Origin of the sequence: Morganella sp. B601, assembly GCF_051172335.1 — a bacterium.
Lineage (GTDB): Bacteria > Pseudomonadota > Gammaproteobacteria > Enterobacterales > Enterobacteriaceae > Morganella > Morganella morganii.
This window is the reverse complement of the sequence record NZ_JBPIZE010000003.1, coordinates 568,206-590,812: the sequence shown is the minus strand read 5'-3', so window position 1 is coordinate 590,812 and position 22,607 is coordinate 568,206. Positions and strand designations below refer to the sequence as shown.

At 52.1% G+C, this 22,607-nt stretch carries 22 protein-coding genes and 6 tRNA genes; 9 read left to right on the top strand and 19 right to left on the bottom strand.

Translation table 11 applies throughout. The features are described from left to right. Positions 1-30: 30 nt before the first annotated feature. From ybeY to miaB, 3 genes are read right to left on the bottom strand one after another with little or no spacing between them, the layout of a single operon-like run. The gene (ybeY, locus tag ACSBQN_RS11300) at positions 31-498 is read right to left on the bottom strand and encodes an rRNA maturation RNase YbeY (RefSeq protein WP_004235613.1); all 468 of its coding nucleotides are present in this window, start codon (positions 496-498) and stop codon (positions 31-33) included. After that, the gene (locus ACSBQN_RS11295; RefSeq protein WP_434991676.1) at positions 491-1,573 is read right to left on the bottom strand and encodes a PhoH family protein; all 1,083 of its coding nucleotides are present in this window, start codon (positions 1,571-1,573) and stop codon (positions 491-493) included. Before ACSBQN_RS11295 ends, ybeY begins: the two co-directional genes overlap by 8 nt. A gap of 52 nt (positions 1,574-1,625) precedes the next feature. After that, positions 1,626-3,065 (bottom strand): tRNA (N6-isopentenyl adenosine(37)-C2)-methylthiotransferase MiaB, encoded by a 1,440-nt coding sequence (miaB, locus tag ACSBQN_RS11290; RefSeq protein ID WP_024474172.1) that lies wholly within the window; start codon positions 3,063-3,065, stop codon positions 1,626-1,628. A 204-nt stretch (positions 3,066-3,269) separates the two neighbouring features. Here miaB and ubiF point away from each other — a divergent pair, with 204 nt between their 5' ends. After that, positions 3,270-4,451 carry a 3-demethoxyubiquinol 3-hydroxylase gene (ubiF, locus tag ACSBQN_RS11285; RefSeq protein ID WP_354632893.1) on the top strand — a complete coding sequence of 394 codons (1,182 nt, stop codon included), beginning with the start codon at positions 3,270-3,272 and terminating at the stop codon, positions 4,449-4,451. 231 nt (positions 4,452-4,682) lie between these two features. Here ubiF and ACSBQN_RS11280 read toward each other — a convergent pair. From ACSBQN_RS11280 to nagB, 10 genes are all read right to left on the bottom strand, one after another. Next, positions 4,683-4,757 (bottom strand) — tRNA-Gln (locus ACSBQN_RS11280). A gap of 5 nt (positions 4,758-4,762) precedes the next feature. Beyond that, a tRNA-Met gene (locus tag ACSBQN_RS11275) sits at positions 4,763-4,839 on the bottom strand. Positions 4,840-4,877: 38 nt separating this feature from the next. Continuing rightward, positions 4,878-4,952 (bottom strand) — tRNA-Gln (locus ACSBQN_RS11270). A 48-nt stretch (positions 4,953-5,000) separates the two neighbouring features. Further along, a tRNA-Gln gene (locus ACSBQN_RS11265) sits at positions 5,001-5,075 on the bottom strand. Between the two features lie 39 nt (positions 5,076-5,114). Continuing rightward, positions 5,115-5,199, bottom strand: a tRNA-Leu gene (locus ACSBQN_RS11260). A gap of 8 nt (positions 5,200-5,207) precedes the next feature. Continuing rightward, positions 5,208-5,284, bottom strand: a tRNA-Met gene (locus tag ACSBQN_RS11255). Then, a complete protein-coding gene (locus ACSBQN_RS11250; protein ID WP_004235617.1) occupies positions 5,262-5,459 on the bottom strand; it encodes a hypothetical protein in 198 nt (65 codons plus the stop codon). The genes ACSBQN_RS11255 and ACSBQN_RS11250 overlap by 23 nt, the downstream gene beginning before the upstream one ends. Positions 5,460-5,474: 15 nt before the next feature. Next, positions 5,475-6,710: a DNA-binding transcriptional regulator NagC gene (gene nagC / locus ACSBQN_RS11245; RefSeq protein ID WP_354632891.1), complete on the bottom strand. Its 1,236-nt coding sequence runs from the start codon at positions 6,708-6,710 to the stop codon at positions 5,475-5,477. A 13-nt stretch (positions 6,711-6,723) separates the two neighbouring features. After that, positions 6,724-7,887, bottom strand: a complete 1,164-nt coding sequence (nagA, locus tag ACSBQN_RS11240; RefSeq protein ID WP_024474169.1) for an N-acetylglucosamine-6-phosphate deacetylase — start codon at positions 7,885-7,887, stop codon at positions 6,724-6,726. An 83-nt stretch (positions 7,888-7,970) separates the two neighbouring features. Further along, entirely contained in the window at positions 7,971-8,780 is an 810-nt protein-coding gene (gene nagB / locus ACSBQN_RS11235) for a glucosamine-6-phosphate deaminase (protein ID WP_024474168.1), read from the bottom strand. A gap of 429 nt (positions 8,781-9,209) precedes the next feature. On the opposite strand from nagB, the gene nagE reads away from it, so the two are divergent. Further along, positions 9,210-11,243: an N-acetylglucosamine-specific PTS transporter subunit IIBC gene (nagE, locus tag ACSBQN_RS11230; protein WP_186726381.1), complete on the top strand. Its 2,034-nt coding sequence runs from the start codon at positions 9,210-9,212 to the stop codon at positions 11,241-11,243. A gap of 174 nt (positions 11,244-11,417) precedes the next feature. After that, entirely contained in the window at positions 11,418-13,085 is a 1,668-nt protein-coding gene (gene glnS, locus ACSBQN_RS11225) for a glutamine--tRNA ligase (RefSeq protein WP_004235622.1), read from the top strand. 131 nt (positions 13,086-13,216) lie between these two features. On the opposite strand, the gene fur is transcribed toward glnS, so the two are convergent. The 3 genes from fur to ybfE all read right to left on the bottom strand — a co-directional run bounded on the left by fur (position 13,217) and on the right by ybfE (position 14,816). Then, the gene (gene fur / locus ACSBQN_RS11220) at positions 13,217-13,666 is read right to left on the bottom strand and encodes a ferric iron uptake transcriptional regulator (protein WP_004235623.1); all 450 of its coding nucleotides are present in this window, start codon (positions 13,664-13,666) and stop codon (positions 13,217-13,219) included. 179 nt (positions 13,667-13,845) lie between these two features. Further along, the gene (fldA, locus tag ACSBQN_RS11215) at positions 13,846-14,376 is read right to left on the bottom strand and encodes a flavodoxin FldA (RefSeq protein WP_004235625.1); all 531 of its coding nucleotides are present in this window, start codon (positions 14,374-14,376) and stop codon (positions 13,846-13,848) included. Between the two features lie 146 nt (positions 14,377-14,522). Further along, positions 14,523-14,816 carry a LexA regulated protein gene (gene ybfE / locus ACSBQN_RS11210; RefSeq protein ID WP_004235627.1) on the bottom strand — a complete coding sequence of 98 codons (294 nt, stop codon included), beginning with the start codon at positions 14,814-14,816 and terminating at the stop codon, positions 14,523-14,525. Between the two features lie 309 nt (positions 14,817-15,125). Here ybfE and ACSBQN_RS11205 point away from each other — a divergent pair, with 309 nt between their 5' ends. After that, positions 15,126-15,380, top strand: a complete 255-nt coding sequence (locus ACSBQN_RS11205; RefSeq protein WP_004235629.1) for a hypothetical protein — start codon at positions 15,126-15,128, stop codon at positions 15,378-15,380. A 29-nt stretch (positions 15,381-15,409) separates the two neighbouring features. On the opposite strand, the gene ACSBQN_RS11200 is transcribed toward ACSBQN_RS11205, so the two are convergent. Continuing rightward, the gene (locus ACSBQN_RS11200) at positions 15,410-16,189 is read right to left on the bottom strand and encodes an alpha/beta fold hydrolase (protein WP_032099087.1); all 780 of its coding nucleotides are present in this window, start codon (positions 16,187-16,189) and stop codon (positions 15,410-15,412) included. Between the two features lie 258 nt (positions 16,190-16,447). Here ACSBQN_RS11200 and seqA point away from each other — a divergent pair, with 258 nt between their 5' ends. Both seqA and pgm read left to right on the top strand, forming a co-directional pair. Further along, positions 16,448-17,002 carry a replication initiation negative regulator SeqA gene (gene seqA, locus ACSBQN_RS11195; RefSeq protein WP_354632888.1) on the top strand — a complete coding sequence of 185 codons (555 nt, stop codon included), beginning with the start codon at positions 16,448-16,450 and terminating at the stop codon, positions 17,000-17,002. A 47-nt stretch (positions 17,003-17,049) separates the two neighbouring features. Then, positions 17,050-18,690 (top strand): phosphoglucomutase (alpha-D-glucose-1,6-bisphosphate-dependent), encoded by a 1,641-nt coding sequence (gene pgm, locus ACSBQN_RS11190; protein WP_354632887.1) that lies wholly within the window; start codon positions 17,050-17,052, stop codon positions 18,688-18,690. Positions 18,691-18,749: 59 nt separating this feature from the next. On the opposite strand, the gene ACSBQN_RS11185 is transcribed toward pgm, so the two are convergent. Then, complete coding sequence (locus ACSBQN_RS11185; RefSeq protein WP_024474162.1) at positions 18,750-19,178, bottom strand: EamA family transporter; 429 nt, start codon at positions 19,176-19,178, stop codon at positions 18,750-18,752. Between the two features lie 274 nt (positions 19,179-19,452). Here ACSBQN_RS11185 and ACSBQN_RS11180 point away from each other — a divergent pair, with 274 nt between their 5' ends. Both ACSBQN_RS11180 and ACSBQN_RS11175 read left to right on the top strand, forming a co-directional pair. Beyond that, positions 19,453-19,665, top strand: coding sequence for a YbfA family protein (locus ACSBQN_RS11180; protein ID WP_024474161.1), 213 nt, complete (start codon positions 19,453-19,455; stop codon positions 19,663-19,665). Positions 19,666-19,792: 127 nt separating this feature from the next. Next, a complete protein-coding gene (locus ACSBQN_RS11175; protein WP_024474160.1) occupies positions 19,793-20,536 on the top strand; it encodes a type 2 GTP cyclohydrolase I in 744 nt (247 codons plus the stop codon). Between the two features lie 39 nt (positions 20,537-20,575). Here ACSBQN_RS11175 and ACSBQN_RS11170 read toward each other — a convergent pair whose 3' ends face one another. Then, positions 20,576-21,721: a multidrug effflux MFS transporter gene (locus ACSBQN_RS11170; RefSeq protein WP_036407447.1), complete on the bottom strand. Its 1,146-nt coding sequence runs from the start codon at positions 21,719-21,721 to the stop codon at positions 20,576-20,578. Positions 21,722-21,825: 104 nt separating this feature from the next. On the opposite strand from ACSBQN_RS11170, the gene ACSBQN_RS11165 reads away from it, so the two are divergent. Beyond that, complete coding sequence (locus ACSBQN_RS11165) at positions 21,826-22,590, top strand: AraC family transcriptional regulator (protein WP_024474158.1); 765 nt, start codon at positions 21,826-21,828, stop codon at positions 22,588-22,590. Positions 22,591-22,607: the final 17 nt, after the last annotated feature.

Below are 22,607 nucleotides of genomic sequence, written 5' to 3'. Positions count from 1 at the left end.
TATTATGTAGCATAAAAACGGCATCGCTGACTACGCTTTTTCTGTGATATACGGATCAGAATAGCCTAATTTTTTTAAGATTTCCGTTTCCAGGCCTTCCATCTCTTCTGCTTCATCGTCTTCGATGTGGTCATAACCCAGCAGATGCAGGCAGCCGTGGATAACCATATGCGCCCAGTGTTCTTCTTCGGTTTTTTCCTGTTCGGCGGCTTCGCGCTCCACCACCTGACGGCAGATAATCAAATCCCCGAGCAGCGGCAGTTCAATTTCCGGCGGCACTTCAAACGGGAAGGAGAGCACGTTGGTCGGTTTATCCATGCCGCGGTAAGTCAGGTTCAGCTCGTGGCTTTCCGCTTCATCCACCAGGCGGATGGTAACTTCACTCTCTTCCTGAAACATCGGCAGCACGCCGTCAATCCAGCGCTGAAACTGAGCTTCAGAGGGCAGGTTGTCTGTGTTTTCACAGGCGATTTGTAAATCAAGAACCGGATTACTCATGAGATTGTTCCTGCTGCGCCTGCGCGCGTTCGGCATCACGCTGCTGTTTCAGCATCTGTTTGCGTTTCTGTTCTGCGGCTTCCCACGCTTCATAGGCAATAACCACTTTTGCCACGATAGGATGACGCACCACGTCTTCACTGTGGAAGAAGTTAAAGCTCAGTTCCGGTACATCCGCCAGCACTTCAATGGCGTGGCGCAGACCGGATTTATTGCCGTTCGGCAGGTCAATCTGGGTGATATCCCCGGTGATAACCGCTTTGGAGTTAAAGCCGATACGGGTCAGGAACATTTTCATCTGTTCGATGGTGGTGTTCTGGCTTTCATCGAGAATAATAAAGGCATCGTTCAGGGTCCGGCCGCGCATATAGGCCAGCGGCGCGACTTCAATCACGTTGCGCTCAATCAGCTTTTCCACTTTCTCAAAGCCGAGCATTTCAAACAGCGCATCGTACAGCGGGCGCAGATACGGATCGACTTTCTGGCTGAGATCTCCGGGCAGGAAGCCGAGTTTCTCACCGGCCTCAACGGCAGGGCGGGTCAGCAGGATGCGGCGGATTTCCTGACGCTCAAGAGCAACCACAGCTGCGGCGACCGCCAGATAGGTTTTCCCGGTTCCGGCAGGGCCGATACCGAAGGTGATATCGTGGTCGAGAATGTGGGCGATATACTGTGCCTGGTTTGGCGTACGTGGTTTAACCACACCGCGTTTGGTTTTGATATTGACGGATTTGCCGTAGTCCGGCACATGTTCGTCACTCTGTTCCAGTACACGGCTTTCTGCCACGGCCAGGTGAACCTGCTCCGGGTCGATATCGCGGATCACACCGCGCACCGGGGCAGTTTCCACATAGAGCTGGCGCAGGATAGCCGCAGCGGCTTTGACGCAGTGCGGTTTGCCGGTCAGCCGGAAGCGGTTGTCGCGGCGGCTGATTTCGGTGCCGAGACGGCGCTCAAGCAGTTTGATGTTATCATCGAAGGGACCGCAGAGGCTTTGCAGACGCTGATTTTCGGCTGGTTCGAGGAAAATTTCCTGTGTTGCTACCTGTGAAGGTGATATATAGGTCTCTGTCACTGAATCTCTCTGTGTATTCTCACGCGCAGGTCATTCTGCGCGTGATCGTTAGTTAGTGTACGGATGGCTGATAGATGCCGACACCCAGTTCGTCTTCTTTACGGGTGCGGGCAATCACGGATTCCGGGGTTTCGTGAATACGCAGATTCATCTGATCTTCTGTCCGGATCACGCGGCCGCGCAGTGAGTTGGTGTAAACATCGGTAATCTCAACATCCACAAATTTGCCGATCATGTCCGGGGTGCCTTCAAAGTTCACCACGCGGTTGTTTTCGGTGCGTCCGGATAATTCCATGACGTCTTTACGGGACGGGCCTTCCACCAGGATACGCTGTGTGGTGCCGAGCATCTGGCGGCTGTAGCTCATCGCCTGCTGGTTAATCCGCTGCTGTAACAGGTACAGACGCTGTTTTTTCTCTTCTTCAGTCACGTCATCCGGCAGATCAGCCGCCGGGGTACCCGGACGCGGGGAGTAGATGAAACTGAAGCTCATATCGAAATTCACGTCTGCAATAAGCTGCATGGTTTTTTCGAAGTCGTCATTAGTTTCTCCAGGGAAGCCGACGATAAAGTCAGAGCTTATCAGGATATCCGGACGTGCTTTGCGCAGTTTACGGATGATGGATTTGTATTCCAGCGCGGTATGGGCGCGTTTCATCTGGGTCAGAATACGGTCTGAGCCGCTTTGTACCGGCAGATGCAGGAAGCTGACCAGCTCCGGGGTATCTTCATATACGGCGATAATATCATCCGTGAATTCAATCGGATGGCTGGTGGTAAAGCGGATGCGGTCGATACCGTCAATCGCGGCCACCAGACGGATCAGCTCGGCAAAACTGCAGATGCTGCCGTCAAACGCCGGGCCGCGGTAAGCATTCACATTCTGACCCAGGAGGTTCACTTCACGCACACCCTGAGCGGCTAACTGTGCGATTTCAAACAGCACATCATCACACGGACGGCTGACTTCCTCACCGCGGGTGTAAGGCACCACGCAGAAGGTACAGTATTTATTACAGCCTTCCATGATAGAAACAAAGGCGGACGGGCCTTCGGCGCGCGGTTCCGGCAGGCGGTCAAATTTTTCGATTTCCGGGAAGCTGATGTCCACAATCGGGCTGCGGTCGCCTCTGAGTTTGTTGATCATCTCCGGCAGGCGGTGCAGTGTCTGCGGGCCGAAGACAATGTCCACAGCCGGGGCGCGGCGGCGGATAAAATCCCCTTCCTGGGAGGCCACACAGCCTCCGACACCGATAATAATGTCCGGATTCACATCCTTGAGGTTTTTCCAGCGGCCGAGCTGGTGGAACACTTTTTCCTGCGCTTTCTCACGGATAGAACAGGTATTAAGCAGGAGAATATCGGCTTCATCGGCATTGTCTGTTAAAGTATAGCCGTGGGTGCTTTCCAGCAGGTCAGCCATTTTGGATGAATCGTACTCATTCATCTGACAGCCCCAGGTTTTTATGTACAGTTTTTTACTCGTCGACATTTTCTCAATCCGCTGTTTTCAGTGAAACAATACCCGCAACACTGAAAAGCATTGTGTGTATTCAATCAGGTTTTGATGTAACCAATGGTCGATATTGTAGTCATTTGACACACCAGTGACCAGACCCGGCAGCACGGATCTTCACCTTTCCCGGTGAATTTACGGCAATTGAACAAAAAATCAACGTATTAGAATAGGTATGTCATGGATAACCCGTTAACACATTCTGAAGTCACCGTTATCGGCGGGGGAATGATTGGTGCCGCCACAGCCCTGGGACTGGCTCAGGCCGGTTTTGGTGTCACTGTGGCTGAGTTACAGGCACCGGCACCGTTCGATGCTCAGAGCCGCCCTGACGTGCGGATTTCCGCCATCAGCCGCGCGTCAGCTGAGTTACTGGAGAGTCTCGGGGTATGGGAGCGTGTCCGTGCCATGCGTTGTGTGCCGTACCGCACCCTGGAAACGTATGAGGAACCGGGGTCGGAAGTGACCTTTACCGCAGAGAGCCTGGGGTTACCTGATCTGGGGTATATGGTGGAAAACCCGGTACTGCAGCGGGCATTGTGGGAGATGATCACCGCTCATGAGCTGATCACCTGTCTGTGCCCGGCACGGTTGCAGAGTATGACAAAGCAATCCGGTGAATGGTTGCTGACATTTGATAACGGCGACGTAATCAGTTCCCGTCTGGTTATCGGCGCGGACGGTGCGAAATCACAGGTCAGAACGCTGGCCGGTATCGGCAGCCGCGGCTGGCAGTATCGTCAGTCCTGTATGTTGATCACCGTTGATACCGGACGTGAGCAGCAGGATATCACCTGGCAGCAGTTTTTCCCGTCCGGCCCGCGTGCGTTTCTGCCGCTGTTTGATTCTTATGCCTCGCTGGTCTGGTATGACTCACCAGCGCGGATCCGCCAGCTCAGTAAACTGCCGCTGCCGCAACTGCAGGCGGAAATCCGCGCATCATTCCCTGAACGCCTCGGAGACGTGACTCCGCTGGCCTGCGGTTCTTTCCCGCTGGTGCGACATCATGCCGCTCACTATGTACAGGACGGTCTGGCGCTGATCGGCGATGCGGCGCATACCATTAATCCGCTGGCCGGGCAGGGAGTAAACCTGGGTTACCGTGATGCGGATACTTTGCTGAATACCCTGATTGCGGCGCGTGAGTGCTGTGAGGACTGGGGCAGTGAGTCTGTTCTCAGACGTTATGAGCGCCGCCGCCGTCCGGATAACCTGCTGATGCAGGCCGGGATGGATGCGTTTTATCTCACTTTCAGTAATACCCTGCCGGGGTTACAGCCGTTGCGTAACCTGGCACTGACGGTGGCACAACGTGCAATACCGCTGAAAAAGCTGGCGCTGAAATATGCGCTGGGAGTCTGATTACTGATTCAGGCAGGGCGGGAGATTCTCTTCTGCTTCCGGGGATGGCGGACAGCAGTCAAAAACGAAAAGTCGCTGTAAACACATCCGTGTGCGCTCAGGCGCGTCATCCCTGACGCGCATGCTTTTCGTTGATTTTGCCTGCAGTCGCGCGTTGCACATTGAGCGCAATGAAATATTTATCCGGATTCAGAAAAGCAAAAAGCCCGTCAGAGACGGGCTTTCAGAATTTGGCTGGGGTACCAGGATTCGAACCTGGGAATGCTGGAATCAGAATCCAGTGCCTTACCGCTTGGCGATACCCCAAAAGATGGTGGCTACGACGGGAATCGAACCTGTGACCCCAACATTATGAGTGTTGTGCTCTAACCAGCTGAGCTACGTAGCCATCTTTTACTGCTTTGACAAAACCGTTTCTCAGAAATATGGCTGGGGTACCTGGATTCGAACCAGGGCATGCCAGGATCAAAACCTGGTGCCTTACCGCTTGGCGATACCCCACCTGAAAAACGACGCCTATCATACTTCATTTTTCCACTCAGTGGAAGATGGCTGGGGTACCAGGATTCGAACCTGGGAATGCCAGGATCAAAACCTGGTGCCTTACCGCTTGGCGATACCCCATCCGGAAATACAATGGGCAACAACGAATGTCACGAGAAATGGTGCGGGAGGCGAGACTTGAACTCGCACACCTTGCGGCGCCAGAACCTAAATCTGGTGCGTCTACCAATTTCGCCACTCCCGCAAAAAAGATGGTGGCTACGACGGGATTCGAACCTGTGACCCCAACATTATGAGTGTTGTGCTCTAACCAACTGAGCTACGTAGCCATCTTTTTTTTGCGTGACCTTCATCGGCGTTGCGGGGCGCATTATGCGGATTACAGCCAAAAGCGTCAACTGCTTTTTGCAGATATTTTGATGAAATCCGTTTGTTTGCCTGCATAATAATCACTTTGAAGATAAACAGTACAAAAAACAGGATAAAATCACGGAGTTGACGCATTTATCCGGTGGCGGATTATTCCGCCGTATCCGGTTTATTTTCCAGAACATGCAGCAGCAGTTCACCGTACAGCATCGCCCGTTTTATCAGGGCAAATGCCCCGATAGCGGAGTTCGGCGGCAGCTGTGAAATCACCACCGGCAGATCCTCGCGGAAATTTTTCAGCGACTGCGTATTTATGCAGCTTTGCAGGGCAGGGAGCAGCACATTTTCAGCGGCAGTTATCTCACCGGCAATCACCACTTTTTGCGGGTTAAACAGATTTATCGTAATGGCAATGGCTTTTCCGAGGGAATTACCGACCTGTTTTATCACTTCTGCCGCAAGGGCATCCCCCCGGTTAGCAGCACGGCAGATGGCGCGGATGGAACAGTTATCCGGCGTCAGTTCACTCTCAAACCCCTGAGTCAGCTGGTGTTTTACCCGGGTTTCAATGGCGGCATCTGATGCGACTGTTTCCAGACAGCCGAAGTTTCCGCAGTGGCAGCGTTCACCGAGCGGATCTATCTGAATATGGCCGATTTCGCCGAGGTTACCGCGCCGGTTGAGCAGGATCTGATTATTGATAATGATCCCCGCCCCGGCTCCCCGGTGAATACGCACCAGCAGAGAATCCGCACAATCGCGCGTGGCTCCGAAATAGTGTTCGGCCAGCGCGAGGCTGCGGATATCATGCCCGGCATAGCACGGCAGCTTAAAATGGTGATGAAGATTTTCAGTCAGCGGCCAGTCACTGACAGCAATGTGCGGCATATAACGCACAATACCGCGATCCGGATCGACCAGTCCGGGCAGTATCACCGCAATAGCGATAAGCTCGCGGATGCGGCGCTGGTGTGTCTGTCTGAAGTTGTCGATCAGCGCAATGAGTTTAGCTTCCGCATCTGCCTGAGAAGTGGCTTCCAGGGGACAGGTCTCTTCTTCGAGCGCCCGTCCGCTGAGATCAAACAGTGCGATAGTGGCATCATGGCGGCCGAGACGCACGCCGATAGTCTGAAAGGCGCGGTGTTCGGAAATAATGGAGATAGCGCGGCGTCCGCCGGTGGATGCCTGCTGATCCACCTCTTTTATCAGGCCGCGCTCAAGAAGCTGACGGGTAATTTTGGTCACACTGGCGGGTGCCAGCTGACTTTGTTCGGCAATCTGAATGCGTGAAATCGGGCCGGAACGGTCTATCAGGCGGTAAACCACCGCCCCGTTCAGCTGTTTGACTAAATCAATATTACCTATCTGCGGAATTCCGTTACCCATCGGCGTCTTTTACTCATGATGTATGGACCACATTCCCGTTAACGATTGTCATACAGACAGAAAAATCAGCGGTGAAGGCGGTCAGGTTGGCAATACTGCCGGATTTAATACTTCCCAGTCTGTCCTGAACACCAATTGCCCGTGCCGGATAGAGTGTGGCCATGCGCAGGGTTTCATCCAGCGGAATACCGACATGCTGAACACAGTTTGCCACTGCGCGGATCATGGTGAGTGAGGAACCACTCAGTGTGCCGTTTTCGTCCACACATAAACCATCACGATAATATATCGTTTTGCCGGCAAAGATAAAATGATCCAGCCCGCTGGTTTTCGGATCAAGCCCCGCCGGTGCGGTGGCATCGGTGACCAGGATCAGCTTGTCGCGCTTGAGGGCTTTACTGTTGCGGATGTTCGGCCAGGAAACATGCAGGCCGTCAGCAATAATTCCGGCATATATTTCAGAGGTATCATAAATCGCGCCAATCAGTCCCGGCTGGCGGCCGGAAATGTACGGCATGGCATTAAACAGGTGTGTGGAGAGGGTGATACCGTTTTCAAACCCGGCACGGGACTCTTCATAACTCGCGTTGGAGTGCCCGGAGGAGACCACAATTCCGGCATCCGTCAGTTTGCGGATAACAGAGGGTTCCACCATTTCCGGTGCCAGGGTGAGTTTGGTTATCACATCTGCGTTATCACACAGGAAATCAATCATCGCGGCATCCGGTTTGCGGATATAGTCCGGATTGTGTGTGCCTTTTTTCACCGGGTTGATGTAAGGCCCTTCCAGATGCAGTCCCAGCGCCTGATTTTTATGGTTTTTCAGATAATCACGCATGGTGCTGACACTCAGTTTCATCAGCGAATCGGGGCTGGTGATCAGTGTCGGCAGGAAGCTGGTGCAGCCGGTACGTTCGTTGGCCTTCTGCATAATGTCCAGGGTGCGGACCGTGATATCGTCCTCATTGTCATTAAACTGTACGCCGCCGCAGCCGTTGACCTGCAAATCAATAAATCCCGGGGAGAGGATGGCACCGCCCAGATCACGGGTGTCAATTCCGTCCGGTAAGTCTCTGACCGGACACACACTGTGGATTAATTCGCCGTCAATAATGACCGCGTGGTTTTCCAGACGATCGTGACCGGTATAAATAATGGCATTGGTTAATGCGTACATAACGCCTCCTGGGGGAGAGAATACTTATTTAAAGATAAGACAACACAACAAAAACCGCCCGGATAAAGGGCGGTCAGCATCGGTTATTCAGCAGCAAACTGTTCGGTAATGTCAGATTCAAGGTGACAGAAATACTTCAGGGTTTTCACTTTCAGCTCAAGTGTGGCCGGTTCATCACATACCACAATGGCTTTCGGGTGGATCTGCACACAGGTAATCGTCCACATATGATTCACCGAGCCTTCAACCGCCTGCTGTACCGCCATTGCCTTGTTATGGCCGGTGGCGAGGATCAGCAGTTCTTTGGCATCCATCAGAGTGCCGACACCCACAGTGAGCGCATATTTCGGCACTTTATTGATGTCATTATCAAAGAAACGGGAGTTGGCGATACGGGTTTCCGGTGTCAGCGTTTTGACACGGGTGCGCGAAGTCAGGGATGAACCCGGCTCGTTAAAGGCAATGTGACCGTCATTACCGACGCCGCCCATGAACAGCTGTACACCGCCGTAAGCTTTCATCTTCGCTTCATAGCGTTCACATTCCGCATCGGTATCCGCGGCATTACCATTGAGCAGATTGATGTTTTCCGCCGGGATATCAATGTGATTAAAGAAATTCTCATGCATAAATGAGTGATAACTCTGCGGATGGGATTCCGGCAGGCCGATATACTCATCCATATTAAAGGTCACCACATGACGGAAACTGACCTTTCCGGCCTGATGCAGGGCGATCAGCGCCTTGTAGGTGGCCAGCGGGGTGCCGCCGGTCGGCAGTCCCAGAACAAACGGTCGCTCAGCCGTCGGGCGGAACGCATTGATTTTGTCAGCGATGTACTGTGCGGACCACTGACCGACATCCTGCGCTTTCGCAAGAGGGATTAAACGCATATCGATTCTACCTCGTTAAGTTATACCGGGTTATCGGCCCGGTATCTGCTGTGCTGTCTCAGGAAGATCCTTCCTGTCTCATCTATAGCATGAATACCCGGAATTTATTAGTCACGGGAGAGAATACAGCCGCCGGAAAAGATATTTTTTATCTTAAAATAAGTTTTGTGTGACTGCCAGCATTTTAATCAGCCGGTGACGAATATTGGTGACAATAATCACAAATCACAGCTATTTAATTTGCGAAGCGAAATAAACTTTTTAGACTGATACGTATAGTTGGCAGTAAAATAAGTGTTACGCAATCCGGTGAGTGATCAGACCGGTTGTTACAAATTCAGTTGTACACAATAAGGCAGCCGGTCATGGCTGTGATAATAATGCTGTAAAACAAAAAAGGCCGTTCGTCAGGGCGGCAAGGGGGAGTGAGTGGGTATACTGAACTATCTGCAGCGGATTGGCCGGGCACTGATGGTGCCTGTCGCCACATTGCCGGCTGCGGCAATTCTGATGGGGGTCGGTTACTGGATCGACCCGACGGGCTGGGGTGCGGACAACGTGGTTGCCGCGTTCCTGATCAAATCCGGTGCGGCTATCATTGATAACATGTCAATGCTGTTTGCTATCGGTATCGCTTACGGGATGTCAAAAGACAAAGACGGTGCGGCAGCACTGACCGGTTTTGTCAGCTTTATGGTGGTGACCACCCTGTGTTCCACCGCGACAGTCGGTATGATTCAGGGGATCCCTCCGGAAGCGGTTCCGGCGGCGTTCGGTAAGATCAACAACCAGTTTATCGGTATTCTGGTCGGCGTTATTTCCGCCGAACTGTATAACCGTTACAGCGGTGTTGAGCTGCCGATGGCATTGTCATTCTTTAGCGGCCGCCGTCTGGTGCCTATCCTGGCGTCATTTGTGATGATCCTGGTGGCTGCGGTGCTGATGTATGTCTGGCCGGTCATTTATGATGCACTGGTTTCCTTCGGTAAGAGCATTAAAGACCTGGGCGCGTGGGGCGCGGGGATTTACGGCTTCTTTAACCGTCTGTTAATTCCTGTCGGTCTGCACCACGCGCTGAACTCAGTGTTCTGGTTCAACGTGGCGGATATCAACGATATTCCTAACTTCCTGGCCGGTCAGCAATCCATTGATGCCGGTACGGCGATTCCGGGTATCACAGGCCGTTATCAGGCCGGTTTCTTCCCGATCATGATGTTTGGTATCCCGGGGGCCGCGCTGGCGATTTATCACTGTGCCAAACCGGAAAACAAAGCAAAAGTGGCCGGTATTATGATCGCTGGTGCATTTGCCGCGTTCTTCACCGGTATCACCGAGCCGATTGAGTTCTCCTTCATGTTCGTGGCACCGGTACTGTATGTCATCCACGCCTTCCTGACCGGTATCTCCCTGTTTATCGCTGCAACCATGCAGTGGATTTCCGGTTTCGGCTTCAGTGCGGGGCTGGTGGATATGGCGTTGTCCTCACGCAACCCGCTGGCAACCCACTGGTATATGCTGATCCTGCAGGGTCTGGTCTTCTTCGCGCTGTACTATGTGGTGTTCCGTTTTGTTATCACCAAATTCAACCTGTTAACCCCGGGCCGTGAAGCGGCGATGGCAACCAACGATACCGTTGATGGTTACAGCGAGAATGTCAGCACTGATAACAAAAAAGATGAGAAAAAATCCATCAGCAGCGAAGCGCGTCAGTATATCGCGGCTATCGGTGGTTCAGATAACCTGACCGGTATTGATGCGTGTATCACCCGCCTGCGTCTGACTGTAAAAGACTCCGCGCAGGTTAATGATGCTTATGCGAAACAAATAGGTGCATCCGGCGTTATCCGTCTGAATAAAGAGAGTGTGCAGGTGATTGTCGGCACCCGTGCCGAGCTGATTGCCAATGCCATGCGTGACGTACTGAAAGAAGGCCCGGTTGCGGCAGCTCAGGCTGCTGCTGCGGCTCCGGAAGCAGTGAAAGCCAAAGCACAGGGCAATGGTAACGTGGTACTGACGCTGGTGGCACCATTCGACGGTGAAGTGGTTGATTTATCCGCTGTACCGGATGAGGCATTTGCCGGCCGTGTTGTCGGTGACGGTATTGCCATCAAACCGGAAAGTGACACCGTATATGCCCCGGCGGCAGGTACTGTGGTGAAAATTTTCGATACCAACCATGCATTCTGCCTGGAAACCGATAATGGTGCGGAAATTATTGTTCACATGGGTATTGATACTGTGAATCTGAACGGCAACGGCTTTACCCGCCTGATTGAAGAAGGCGCACAGGTTGCTGCCGGTGATGCGGTGCTGAAACTGGATCTGGCGTATCTGAATGAGCATGCCAAATCTATGATAAGCCCGGTAATCATCAGTAATATCGATGATTATGATCGCGTGGAGATTGTTGCCAAAGGTCTGGTTAAGGCAAACGAATCTGAGCTGTATCATGTCATTAAATAAGTGATTGCGGTTATGATAATAACGGGAGGCAGCTGCTTCCCGTTTTTTTATCTGTTTTTTGCGCGAAGGCATCTGCCCGGCTGATATTTCTGTGCTCAGGTGGTTGTATATGAGCGCATCATATCGGATGATAAGAGGTTATTAACGCGCATATTGCATTGAGGAATTATGACAATGAACGAGGCTGATGCCCGCCCGACAAACTTTATTCGTCAGATTATTGACGAAGACCTGGCTTCCGGAAAACATACCACGGTTCACACGCGCTTCCCGCCTGAGCCGAACGGTTACCTGCATATTGGTCATGCGAAATCAATCTGCCTGAATTTCGGCATTGCACAAGACTATCAGGGGCAATGCAATCTGCGTTTTGATGACACCAACCCGGTTAAAGAAGACGTGGAATACGTTAATTCCATTGAAAACGATGTCAAATGGCTCGGTTTTCAGTGGAGCGGTAAAGTATGCTACTCCTCCGACTATTTCGACACGCTGTACAACTACGCCGTTGAGCTGATCAACAAAGGTCTGGCGTATGTCTGCGAATTAAGTCCGGAAGAGATCCGCGAATACCGCGGTACCTTAAAAGAGCCGGGCAGAAACAGCCCGTACCGCGACCGCACCCCGGAAGAGAACCTCGCGCTGTTTGAAAAAATGCGTGACGGCGGCTTTGAGGAAGGTAAAGCGTGTCTGCGTGCCAAAATCGATATGGCATCCTCCTTTATGGTGATGCGTGATCCGGTGATTTACCGCATTAAGTTTGCAACCCACCATCAGTCCGGTGACAAATGGTGCATCTACCCGATGTATGATTTCACCCACTGTATTTCTGATGCGCTGGAAGGGATCACCCATTCACTCTGTACGCTGGAATTCCAGGACAACCGCCGCCTGTATGACTGGGTGCTGGATAACATCACCATTGACTGCCATCCGCGTCAGTATGAGTTCTCCCGCCTGAATCTTGAATACACCGTGATGTCCAAGCGGAAACTGAATCAGCTGGTAACAGAGAAATTTGTTGAAGGCTGGGATGACCCGCGCATGCTGACCATTTCCGGTCTGCGCCGCCGTGGTTATACCGCTGCCTCTATCCGCGAGTTCTGCCGCCGTATCGGCGTCACCAAACAGGATAACAACGTCGAAATGGCGGCACTGGAATCCTGTATCCGTGATGACCTGAACGAAAGCGCACCACGCGCCATGGCGGTTATCGATCCGGTGAAAGTCGTGATTGAAAACATGCCGGAAGGCGATGTGATGGTGACTATGCCGAATCATCCGAACAAACCGGAAATGGGCAGCCGTGAAGTGCCGTTCAGTCGTGAAATCTGGATTGATCGTGCAGACTTCCGTGAAGAAGCGAACAAACAGTACAAGCGTCTGGTGCTGAATAAAGAAGTGCGCCTGCGTAATGCGTTTGTGATTAAAGCAGAACGTGCGGAAAAAGACAGCGAAGGCAATATCACCACTATCTACTGCACCTATGATCCGGAGACCCTGAATAAAGATCCGGCTGACGGACGTAAAGTGAAGGGCGTTATCCACTGGGTCAGCGTGAAACACGCGGTACCGGCGGAAATCCGTCTGTATGACCGCCTGTTCAGTGTACCGAACCCGGGCGCTGAGGATGATTTCCTGTCAACGCTAAATCCGGATTCTCTGGTGATCCGTCAGGGTTTTGTGGAGCCGTCACTGGTCGCTGCAGACAGCAGCAAACCGTATCAGTTTGAGCGTGAAGGGTATTTCTGTGCTGATGCCAAATTATCCTCAGCGGATAAATTAGTCTTTAACCGGACTGTCGGCCTGCGTGATACCTGGGCAAAAATTGAAAGTAAGTAACTGATAACACCGTGTTACTGGTATAAAAAAGCCGTTCGCAGGAACGGCTTTTTTGTGTGCATTTGTCCTGAAAAACGGCAACAAAAAAGGCGCGATACGCGCCTTTCATACAAAATGGTCAACGGTGAGAATTATTTTTTCTCGTCGTGGATACCTTCATCAGAACGGCAGTCACCATCCGCACAGTGGCCGTACAGGTACAGGCTGTGGTTGGTGAGTTTAATACCGTGGCGTTCCGCGATATTTTTCTGACGTGATTCAATGGATTCATCACTGAACTCAATCACTTTACCGCAATCCAGGCAGATCAGATGATCGTGGTGGTGTTGCTGGGTCAGTTCGAAAACGGATTTGCCGCCCTCAAAGTTATGACGGGTGACAATACCGGCGTCATCAAACTGGTTCAGAACGCGGTAGACAGTTGCGAGTCCAATCTCTTCACCGATATCGATCAGTTTTTTGTAGAGATCTTCCGCACTGACGTGATGGCACTCCGGATCCTGCAACACTTCCAGAATCTTCAGGCGGGGAAGTGTGACTTTCAGTCCTGCATTTTTCAATGCTTTATTGTTATCGGTCATGCGGATTTAGTCCTATATTGTCGCTGGTGAGCGCACACTCGGGAAAACGCTCAACGGCTGAACACAATGTCCGGCTATCAAAAGGTGTCAGGTGCGATTCGCCTGACCGATGCCGGACCGGATAAATAATATCATTACATAAATAAGCAGAATTATCATTCGCAATTTAAGGGAAAACCTTAAATTGCCAGAATCTCGTCGAGACTCATTTCTTCGCGGATCTGCTCAACCCATTTTGCCACGCGTTCGTTAGTCAGCTCCGGCTGGCGATCTTCATCAATAGCCAGGCCGATAAAGTGACTGTCGTCCGCCAGGCCTTTTGACTCTTCAAAGTGGTAGCCTTCTGTCGGCCAGTGACCCACAATGGTCGCGCCGCGCGGTTCAATGATGTCACGGATGGTGCCCATGGCGTCACAGAAATACTCTGCGTAATCCTCCTGGTCACCACAACCGAAGATAGCCACAATTTTACCGTTAAAATCAATTTCTTCCAGTGTCGGGAAGAAATCATCCCAGTCACACTGTGCTTCGCCGTAATACCAGGTCGGGATACCCAGCAGTAAGAAATCAAACCCTTCGATGTCCTCTTTGCTGCACTTGGCAACATCCCGGACTTCAGCAACATCATCGCCGAGTAATTTCTGAATCATTTTAGCGATATTTTCTGTGTTACCGGTGTCACTACCAAAAAATATACCTGCGATTGCCATAAATAAGCCTCTCAACCGAAAATCTCTGTGCCTGCAAAAGGACGCCGCAGCGACAACAAGCAGAAATTATAACTATTTCATCTTCATAAATACCATTCTGACGAAAACAGTATTTGAAGTCTGTCAAATTTGTGTGGTGTGTCGTCTCACAATTTGGTGCATAAATCAGAACGCTGAAGGTAATCAAGCAGAATTTGCTCGATAAGCTCGCCCCGGTTCACGTTTTCTTCGTATGCCAGCTGGTTCAGGGCATCGACAATATCCGCATTCAGTTTGAGCTCAACGCGGCGTAATCCGTTAACTTTGTCACGCCGCAGCTGATTGCGTTTGTTAATCCGCAACTGCTCATCACGGGAGAGCGGGTTTGTTTTCGGTCGTCCGGGCCGGCGTTCGTCAGCGAACAAATCCAGCGTGGTACGATCCGTTTGTTCTTTGGCCATAATTTTACTACGAAAAGGCGGATTACAATGATAAACGCGCAATGATACACCGCCATCCCGCTTACCGCCACCGCTTCGCGGCCTGTTACCGCGGATTTCGTGCAGATTGATTAACATCGCACCGTCTGCCCGCCTGTGCGGCAGCCCTGCAGGACGGATGATGGGTTTCGTCAATGAATTAAATATTGCAATTATCGTTATGAATATATTAGAAAAAAAAGAGTATTCAGCTCAGGATAACGGAGTGTTTTTGCGGGCAGGCATTACGTAGTATGTATTTTCAGCAAGGGAATAACAGAGGACGCGCACATGGATCGTATCTCAGAATCTGCGGAATTATCGCGGATGTCGCACAAAAAGTATCACTACGGCTGCAAAGTAAAGCAGATGCTGACGGTGTTTATCCGTCCGCTTCAGTATTTGTGTCTGATTTTATCCGGCTGCTGCCTGCTGGATATCTGTTTTGATCTGCCGGGGCAGGATGTCAGACATCAGGTGCGTTCTGTTGTAGCCTGGTGGCAGGAGAGTGACGATGACAGTCTGATACTGAGTTTCCGTCAGTGAATGATGCCGCCGTGACGGCGGCACTACTGTCAGGCTTTATCCAGGAAACGGCTGATGGTGCGCAGAACCGCGTCCGGTTTTTCAGCGTGTACCCAGTGGCCGCATCCGGCAATCACATGGGCGGTTGCCTGCGGGAACTGCGCCATAATGGCGTCGCGGTATTCCGGTTTCACATACGATGAATTACCGCCCGGGATAAGCAGCAGCGGAACCTGTTGCGGCGGCAGGGTTTCCCAGCCGATGATGGATTCATACTGTGCTTTGATAACCGGCAGATTGAATTTCCATTCTCCCTGCTTAAAGGATTTCAGCAGGAACGGAATAACGCCATCCTCACGGATGCGGCGCGCCATAATTGCGGTGGCCTCAGTGCGTGTGGTGACACCGGCGGCAGTAACATCTTCCAGTGCCGCGATAATCTCATCATGACGACGTACACCGTAAGCGACGGGAGCCATATCAATAACAATCAGTTTTTCAGTAACATCCTGAGCCAGTGCAGCCAGCGCCATGGCGATTTTTCCGCCCATGGAATGGCCAATCACTATTACTTTTTCAATGTTCAGGGAGCGGATAAGATCAAGTACATCCTGCGCCATTTCCCGGTAAGTCATGGTTTGTGCGCGCGGTGAATCGCCGTGGTTACGGACATCAATCTGTACCACGGTATGCGTTTTCCGCAGTTCACGGCCAAGCACCCCGAGGTTATGCAGATCCCCGAACAGACCGTGGATCAGAACAATGGGTGTGGTGTGATGTGATATTTCAGGCGTGAATATTTCATGATGAAGTAATGCAGGTAATTTCATATTAACAACCGATCCGCAGAGCAAAACAGGCGGATATGATGACACGGCAGCCCTCGGAAACCAACATGTTAAGTAAATGTTTCTGTGATTGATTGTGCGTCCGGAAACGATAACTTACTGATTTATTTTTTAAATGCCGTACGGGGCAAACTGCGGGGGTTTTTAGTTTAAGTTATTGAAATTTTACTTGTTTTGTTTTGCATTTTTCTATCTTATAATAACGTGTTCCGCGTTAACGAATAAAAGAACCGGGTAGAAATGAAAACAATCGATGTAGATGAAGAACTTTACAGTTATATTGCCAGCCACACACAGCACATTGGTGAAAGTGCATCGGAAATTTTGCGCCGTATGCTCAATTTAGGGCCGCAGGCTCCGGGTACCGCCTGCGCACCTGTTGCAACTGACAGCGCGGATAACAAAACTCCGCCGGTTACCCCGCGTCCGGTAAAAGCCACTTCTCAGGATCCGGTCCGCGTCATGCGCGAACTGCTGCTGTCCGACAGCTATGCAGAGAAAAAGAAAACGATCGACCGTTTTATGCTGGTGTTATCCGCACTGTATAATATTGATCCGCAAGGGTTCAGCAAAAGTACTGATGAACTCCACGGCCGCACCCGTGTCTATTTTGCCGGTGATGAGCACACGCTGCTGGCCAGCGGTAAAACCAGCAAGCCGCGCCACATTCCGGGCACGCCGTTCTGGGTTATCACCAACACCAATACTCAGCGCAAGCAGAGCATGGTAGAACAGATTATGCAGGGAATGGGCTTCCCGGCAAATACTGTCGAGAAAGTCTGCAATACCCTGTAAGGGGTATTTATCTGCCGGTGACGGCATAATCAGGGGAGAATGACACAGTGGCTCATACGCACCCGCGGGCTGGTCAGCCTGCGCAACAATCCGATTTAATCAATGTGGCGCAGCTAACCTCTCAGTATTATACCCTTGCACCTGATGCGGCGGATCCGGCACAGCAGGTCAAATTCGGGACTTCCGGTCATCGCGGCAGTGCGGTGCGCGGCAGTTTCAACGAAGCACATATTCTGGCGGTTACTCAGGCAATCGCCGAAATCCGTCAGCAGCAGGGTATTACCGGCCCGTGCTATGTGGGCAAAGATACCCACGCCCTCTCTGAAGCGGCATTTCAGACGGTGTTATCCGTACTGGCCGCAAATGGTGTCCGCGTTATTATTCAGGAAAATAATGGTTTCACCCCGACACCGGCGGTGTCTCATGCCATCCTGACTTACAACCGCGACCATGCTGATAAAGCGGACGGCATTGTGATCACGCCGTCTCACAACCCGCCGGAAGATGGCGGTATCAAATACAACCCGCCGACCGGCGGCCCGGCAGATACTGACCTCACCTCTGTTATCGAAAAGCGCGCCAATGAGCTGCTGGCCGATAATATGGCGCAGGTGAAACAGATACCGGTGTGTGATGCCCTGCGCAGCCCGCTGGTCAGCGCGGTAAACCTGATTGAGCCGTATGTCAGCTCGCTCAGTGACGTGATCAACATGGATGCTATCCGTAACGCGAAACTCAAAATCGGCGTGGATCCGCTGGGCGGTGCCGGGATTGAGTACTGGAAACGCATCCGTGATTTCTATGAGCTGGATATTGAGCTGGTCAATGAGCAGGTGGATCAGACATTCCGCTTTATGCCGCTGGATCACGACGGGGTTATCCGTATGGATTGCTCCTCAAAATGGGCGATGGCGGGGCTGCTCAGCATGCGTGACCGCTTCTCGCTGGCCTTCGCCAATGACCCGGATTACGACCGCCACGGGATTGTGACACCGAAAGGGCTGATGAATCCGAACCATTATCTGGCGGTGGCGATTAACTATTTATTTCAGCACCGTCCTGACTGGCCGGCCTCTGTCGGTGTCGGCAAAACGCTGGTATCCAGTGCGATGATTGATCGCGTGGTTGCTGATTTACAGCGTGATCTGGTGGAAGTCCCGGTCGGGTTCAAGTGGTTTGTGGACGGGCTGTATAACGGCACACTGGGCTTCGGCGGCGAAGAGAGCGCGGGGGCTTCGTTTCTGCGCTTTGACGGCACACCGTGGTCAACCGATAAAGACGGTATTATCCTCTGCCTGCTGGCTGCGGAACTGACCGCCGTGACCGGCAAAAACCCGCAGCAGCATTATGATGAGCTGGCGGAAAAATTCGGTTCCCCATGCTACAGCCGGATCCAGGCAGCGGCCAGTCATGCGGAGAAATCCCGGCTGTCAAAACTGTCTCCGGAAATGGTTATCGCGGATACCCTGGCCGGTGATCCGATCACGGCCCGTCTGACAGCTGCTCCGGGTAACGGTGCGTCGATCGGCGGCCTGAAAATAATGAGTGAGCAGGGATGGTTTGCCGCGCGTCCTTCCGGTACGGAAGATGCCTATAAAATCTACTGTGAAAGTTTCCGGGGTCCGGAACATCTGGCACAGATAGAAAAAGAAGCCATTGAAATAGTCAACCAGGTGATTGCGGACTGACGCATTCCCCGGAAAAGCTGCGCGGAGCGGATCTTCCCCTCCGCGTTTTTTTGCCTGTCTCAGCCCAGCGCGACCATCAGTGCACCAACGGTGATCAGCGCAACGCCGCCTGCCGCAATCAGGGAAATTTTTTCACCGAACAGGATCACGGCAAAAATCACAGCAAAAACCACACTCAGTTTATCAATTGGGGCAACCTGAGAAACCTGACCGTTTTTTATTGCCATAAAATAGAACAGCCAGGAAAGCGCCCCGGCAATCCCGCTCAGAGCGATAAAAAACAGGGCTTTACGGTTTTCGATTATTTCACTGATAAGATTAAGTTTTCCCTGAACCACCACCACGCCGACCAGAAACAGCGCCATAATCACTGCACGGATCGCGGTTGCGGTATTGGCATCCAGATGCTGCAGCCCCATTTTCCCGAAGACAGCAACCATTGCGGCACTGATGGCAGACAGCAGGGCATAGATCAGCCAGGTACTCATAATAAATAATTCCCATTATCAATTAGCGATGTGAATATCATAAGGTATTTTCATTAGCGTGGTAGCTTAATTTTGAACAATAAAATTGTTAATAAAATGATAAAAAATAACAATTATGTAATTTAATTACTTAAAAGGGGCATTTTGTGCGTATCATACCGGCGTCAAGTGGTCAGATGAGTGGTAAAGTTTCACCAGTTGGGTTAATATGAAAGCGAAATACATTCGGTGATTATTGCTGTTCTGCGATAATCCGTTATTAAGGAGGGTCTCAATGTCAACATTTCAGGCATATCCGTTGCATAAGGTTCTCTTGCGCCGTACCGGTGCAGTATCTTTAGGTATCCTGGCGTTCCCGTTTATGCTGTTCTACCGGGATCGCGCCCGCTTCTGGAGCTATCTGTACCGCGTGTGGTCCAAGACAAGTGATAAACCGGTCTGGCTGGCACGTTCAGAAAATGCGGTAAGCAGCACTCAGCAGCACTGATACCGGCATCCGGAAAGCAAAAGAGACGCCCGGCGATGTTATCGCGGGGCGTTTTTTTATGTCTGCAAATTGCTATTGGCGGACAGGGAAGGTATGGTAAATCTATCCGCACGGACAGGAAAAATGTATGAATCATATTGAATTAGAACAGATTATTAATGAAAAACTGGCAGTACAGGATTTTCAGGATTATGCCCCGAATGGCCTGCAGGTTGAAGGTCGTGAACAGGTTCAGCGCGTGGTGACCGGCGTGACCGCCTGTCAGGCCCTGCTGGATGAAGCGGTGAGACTGAATGCGGACGCGGTGCTGGTGCATCACGGCTATTTCTGGAAAAACGAGCCGGTCAGTATCCGGGGCATGAAGCAGCGCCGGATCAAAACATTGTTGTGTAACGATATGAATTTATATGGTTATCATCTGCCGCTGGATGCGCATCCGGAGCTGGGTAATAACGCGAAACTGGCGCAACTGATGGGGGTCACAGTCACCGGACAGGTTGAGCCGCTGCTTCCGTGCGGTGAGTTCGCGCAACCGGTCAGCGGTGAGGAACTGGCGCAGCGTTTACAGCAGGGGCTGGATCGGGAGATTCTGCATTGCGGGGATAATGCGCCTGCTCAGATTAAAAAACTGGGCTGGTGTACCGGCGGTGGTCAGGGTTTTATTCAGGCAGCCGCATATGCGGGGCTTGACGGCTTTGTGACCGGTGAGGTGTCAGAGCAGACAATCCATATCGCCCGTGAATGCGGGATGCACTTCTTTGCCGCCGGTCACCATGCCACCGAGCGCGGCGGGATCCGTGCTCTGGGTGAATGGTTGCAGAAAACGCACGGGCTGGATGTAATTTTTGTGGATATTCCGAACCCTGCATAACGGGTAACAGGAAAAGCCGGTCTTCCGACCGGCTTTTTATTATGCGGTTTGTGTGCTTTGTACAGCCTTGCGCGGTGCACAGAGCAGTGTCCCCGCAGCACAGACACACAGCGTCAGGCCAAGATTCTGGCTCAGCCCGGCCAGTGCCAGCCCGCCGCCAATCAGCAGGTAATACATCAGACCGAGCAGCGCACCGGCAGTGCCGAGGCGGTCACGGTAATCCTGTAACACACCGGCCAGAATATTCGGAATGGCGAGCCCGTAACAAATCACGATACCTGTTACCGGCAGCACAAACAAAATCGATCCTGACAACAGCCAGACCGCAGCAGCGCTGACCATACCGATTACGGCAGCAAGGCGGATCAGTGAATGGCTGTGCCATCCGCGTTTAAGCAGGGTACGGTTGATCACAGAGCCTGCGGCCACACCAAGTGCGAGCAGTAATCCGCTGTAACCGAATTCCTGTTGTGTAAAGCCCAGCCCGCTGAAATAAAACGGTGCTAACTGGTAGTAGCTGAACAGGCTGATATTCAGAAAGGCAATCAGCAGCACATTGCGCAGAATAAAGCGGTCACACAGCATACGACCGGCTGTTTCCGGCAGCGAAACTGACGTTATATGTGCCGGCCGTGTTTCCGGTAACCGGAGTGCTGTCCATGCCAGCAGAACAACCGCCAGTACCGCAAGCCCGGTAAAGACCCCCTGATATCCGGCGAAACCGGTCAGCGCCGCGCCGCTGAACATGCCCAGTGCCGGGCTGACAGCCAGTGCTATCCCCATGACAGAGAACACTTTCGCCAGCTCATCACCACGGTAACAGTCACGCATGATGGTTTGTGTGCCGACTGAGCCGACCGCCGCCCCGAAGGCAGACAGCATCCGCAGGATCAGCAACACACTGAAATCCTGTGTGATAACCGCGCCGCAGGAGGCGGCAGCGTAAAGTATCAGACCGCTCAGCATGGTGCGTCTGCGCCCGGCGATATCACATAAACGTCCCCAGGTGACCACGCCGAGTGCGAAGGCGAAAAAGTACAGGGACAGGGTCTGTCCTGCCTGAGCCGCACTGACGCCGAATCCCTGTGCGATATCCGTCAGCGCCGGGCTGTAGATGGTTTCCGCTATCTGCGGGAACATCATCAGGGCAACGGCAAGTGTTAATGCGGGTTTTTGTATTGTCATTTTGTCCCCCTTTTTTGTAACTGAAATGAACGGGATGCAGATTAGCAAAAGGCGGGATGTCTTATTATAATAATAAGGACATTTTGTTTATCAAAAGGGACAACATGGCGTGGCTGAAGCAAAGTGATGCATTTGATGCGGACAGTTACACTGCGCCGCTGGTCGGGATCGCTGCAGAGATGGCGGCGCAGCATGATTCCGGTTTTCACTGCCATCAGCGCGGACAATTGCTGTTTACCGAACGGGGGGCGATTCAGATCACCCTGACGGACACGCTCTCTGTTCTGCCACCGACGCGGGTGGCGTGGATCCCGCCGCAGATGCTGCACCGTGCACAGATGTTTGAGGCTGTCGGCTACCGCTCACTGTATCCGGATGCACAACTCAGCACCTGTCTGCCGCCAACCTGTGAAATTTTCGGCGTATCGCCGCTGCTGCGTGAGATCCTGTTTCTCTTTGCCGGGCTGCCGTTTGACAGTGACTGGACACAACCCCGCTTACAGCATCTGCTGCCGGTATTTCTGGATGAGCTGGCGCTGGCCGGGCGGGAAGATATGCAATTACCGCTGCCGTCAGACCGGCGGCTGAAAACCCTGGATACCCGGATACTGCCGCCGCCGCTTAATGAACTGGCATCCCGCTGCGGTGCCGGGGAAAAGACGATAACGCGGATTTTCCGGCGGGAAACCGGTATGAGCTATCAGCAATGGCGGCAGCAGTGGCGATTAATAAAATCTGTTGAACTTTTGGCGAAAAAATATCGCAGCAGCGATATTGCACAGGCGCTCGGATTTGCCAGTGACAGCGCGTTTGTCTCTTTCTTCCGTAAGATGACCGGGAAAACACCTGGTGAATATATGGGTAAATGAATAGCCGGGAGTTAAAA

Bases quoted from the DNA above. Each gene is read 5' to 3' on its own strand.
- ybeY (WP_004235613.1), bottom strand. From the start codon at position 498: ATGAGTAATCCGGTTCTTGATTTACAAATCGCCTGTGAAAACACAGAC.
- miaB (WP_024474172.1), bottom strand. From the start codon at position 3,065: ATGTCGACGAGTAAAAAACTGTACATAAAAACCTGGGGCTGTCAGATG.
- ubiF (WP_354632893.1), top strand. From the start codon at position 3,270: ATGGATAACCCGTTAACACATTCTGAAGTCACCGTTATCGGCGGGGGA.
- ACSBQN_RS11250 (WP_004235617.1), bottom strand. From the start codon at position 5,459: ATGCGTCAACTCCGTGATTTTATCCTGTTTTTTGTACTGTTTATCTTC.
- nagC (WP_354632891.1), bottom strand. From the start codon at position 6,710: ATGGGTAACGGAATTCCGCAGATAGGTAATATTGATTTAGTCAAACAG.
- nagA (WP_024474169.1), bottom strand. From the start codon at position 7,887: ATGTACGCATTAACCAATGCCATTATTTATACCGGTCACGATCGTCTG.
- nagB (WP_024474168.1), bottom strand. From the start codon at position 8,780: ATGCGTTTAATCCCTCTTGCGAAAGCGCAGGATGTCGGTCAGTGGTCC.
- glnS (WP_004235622.1), top strand. From the start codon at position 11,418: ATGAACGAGGCTGATGCCCGCCCGACAAACTTTATTCGTCAGATTATT.
- fur (WP_004235623.1), bottom strand. From the start codon at position 13,666: ATGACCGATAACAATAAAGCATTGAAAAATGCAGGACTGAAAGTCACA.
- fldA (WP_004235625.1), bottom strand. From the start codon at position 14,376: ATGGCAATCGCAGGTATATTTTTTGGTAGTGACACCGGTAACACAGAA.
- ybfE (WP_004235627.1), bottom strand. From the start codon at position 14,816: ATGGCCAAAGAACAAACGGATCGTACCACGCTGGATTTGTTCGCTGAC.
- ACSBQN_RS11205 (WP_004235629.1), top strand. From the start codon at position 15,126: ATGGATCGTATCTCAGAATCTGCGGAATTATCGCGGATGTCGCACAAA.
- ACSBQN_RS11200 (WP_032099087.1), bottom strand. From the start codon at position 16,189: ATGAAATTACCTGCATTACTTCATCATGAAATATTCACGCCTGAAATA.
- seqA (WP_354632888.1), top strand. From the start codon at position 16,448: ATGAAAACAATCGATGTAGATGAAGAACTTTACAGTTATATTGCCAGC.
- ACSBQN_RS11185 (WP_024474162.1), bottom strand. From the start codon at position 19,178: ATGAGTACCTGGCTGATCTATGCCCTGCTGTCTGCCATCAGTGCCGCA.
- ACSBQN_RS11180 (WP_024474161.1), top strand. From the start codon at position 19,453: ATGTCAACATTTCAGGCATATCCGTTGCATAAGGTTCTCTTGCGCCGT.
- ACSBQN_RS11175 (WP_024474160.1), top strand. From the start codon at position 19,793: ATGAATCATATTGAATTAGAACAGATTATTAATGAAAAACTGGCAGTA.
- ACSBQN_RS11170 (WP_036407447.1), bottom strand. From the start codon at position 21,721: ATGACAATACAAAAACCCGCATTAACACTTGCCGTTGCCCTGATGATG.
- ACSBQN_RS11165 (WP_024474158.1), top strand. From the start codon at position 21,826: ATGGCGTGGCTGAAGCAAAGTGATGCATTTGATGCGGACAGTTACACT.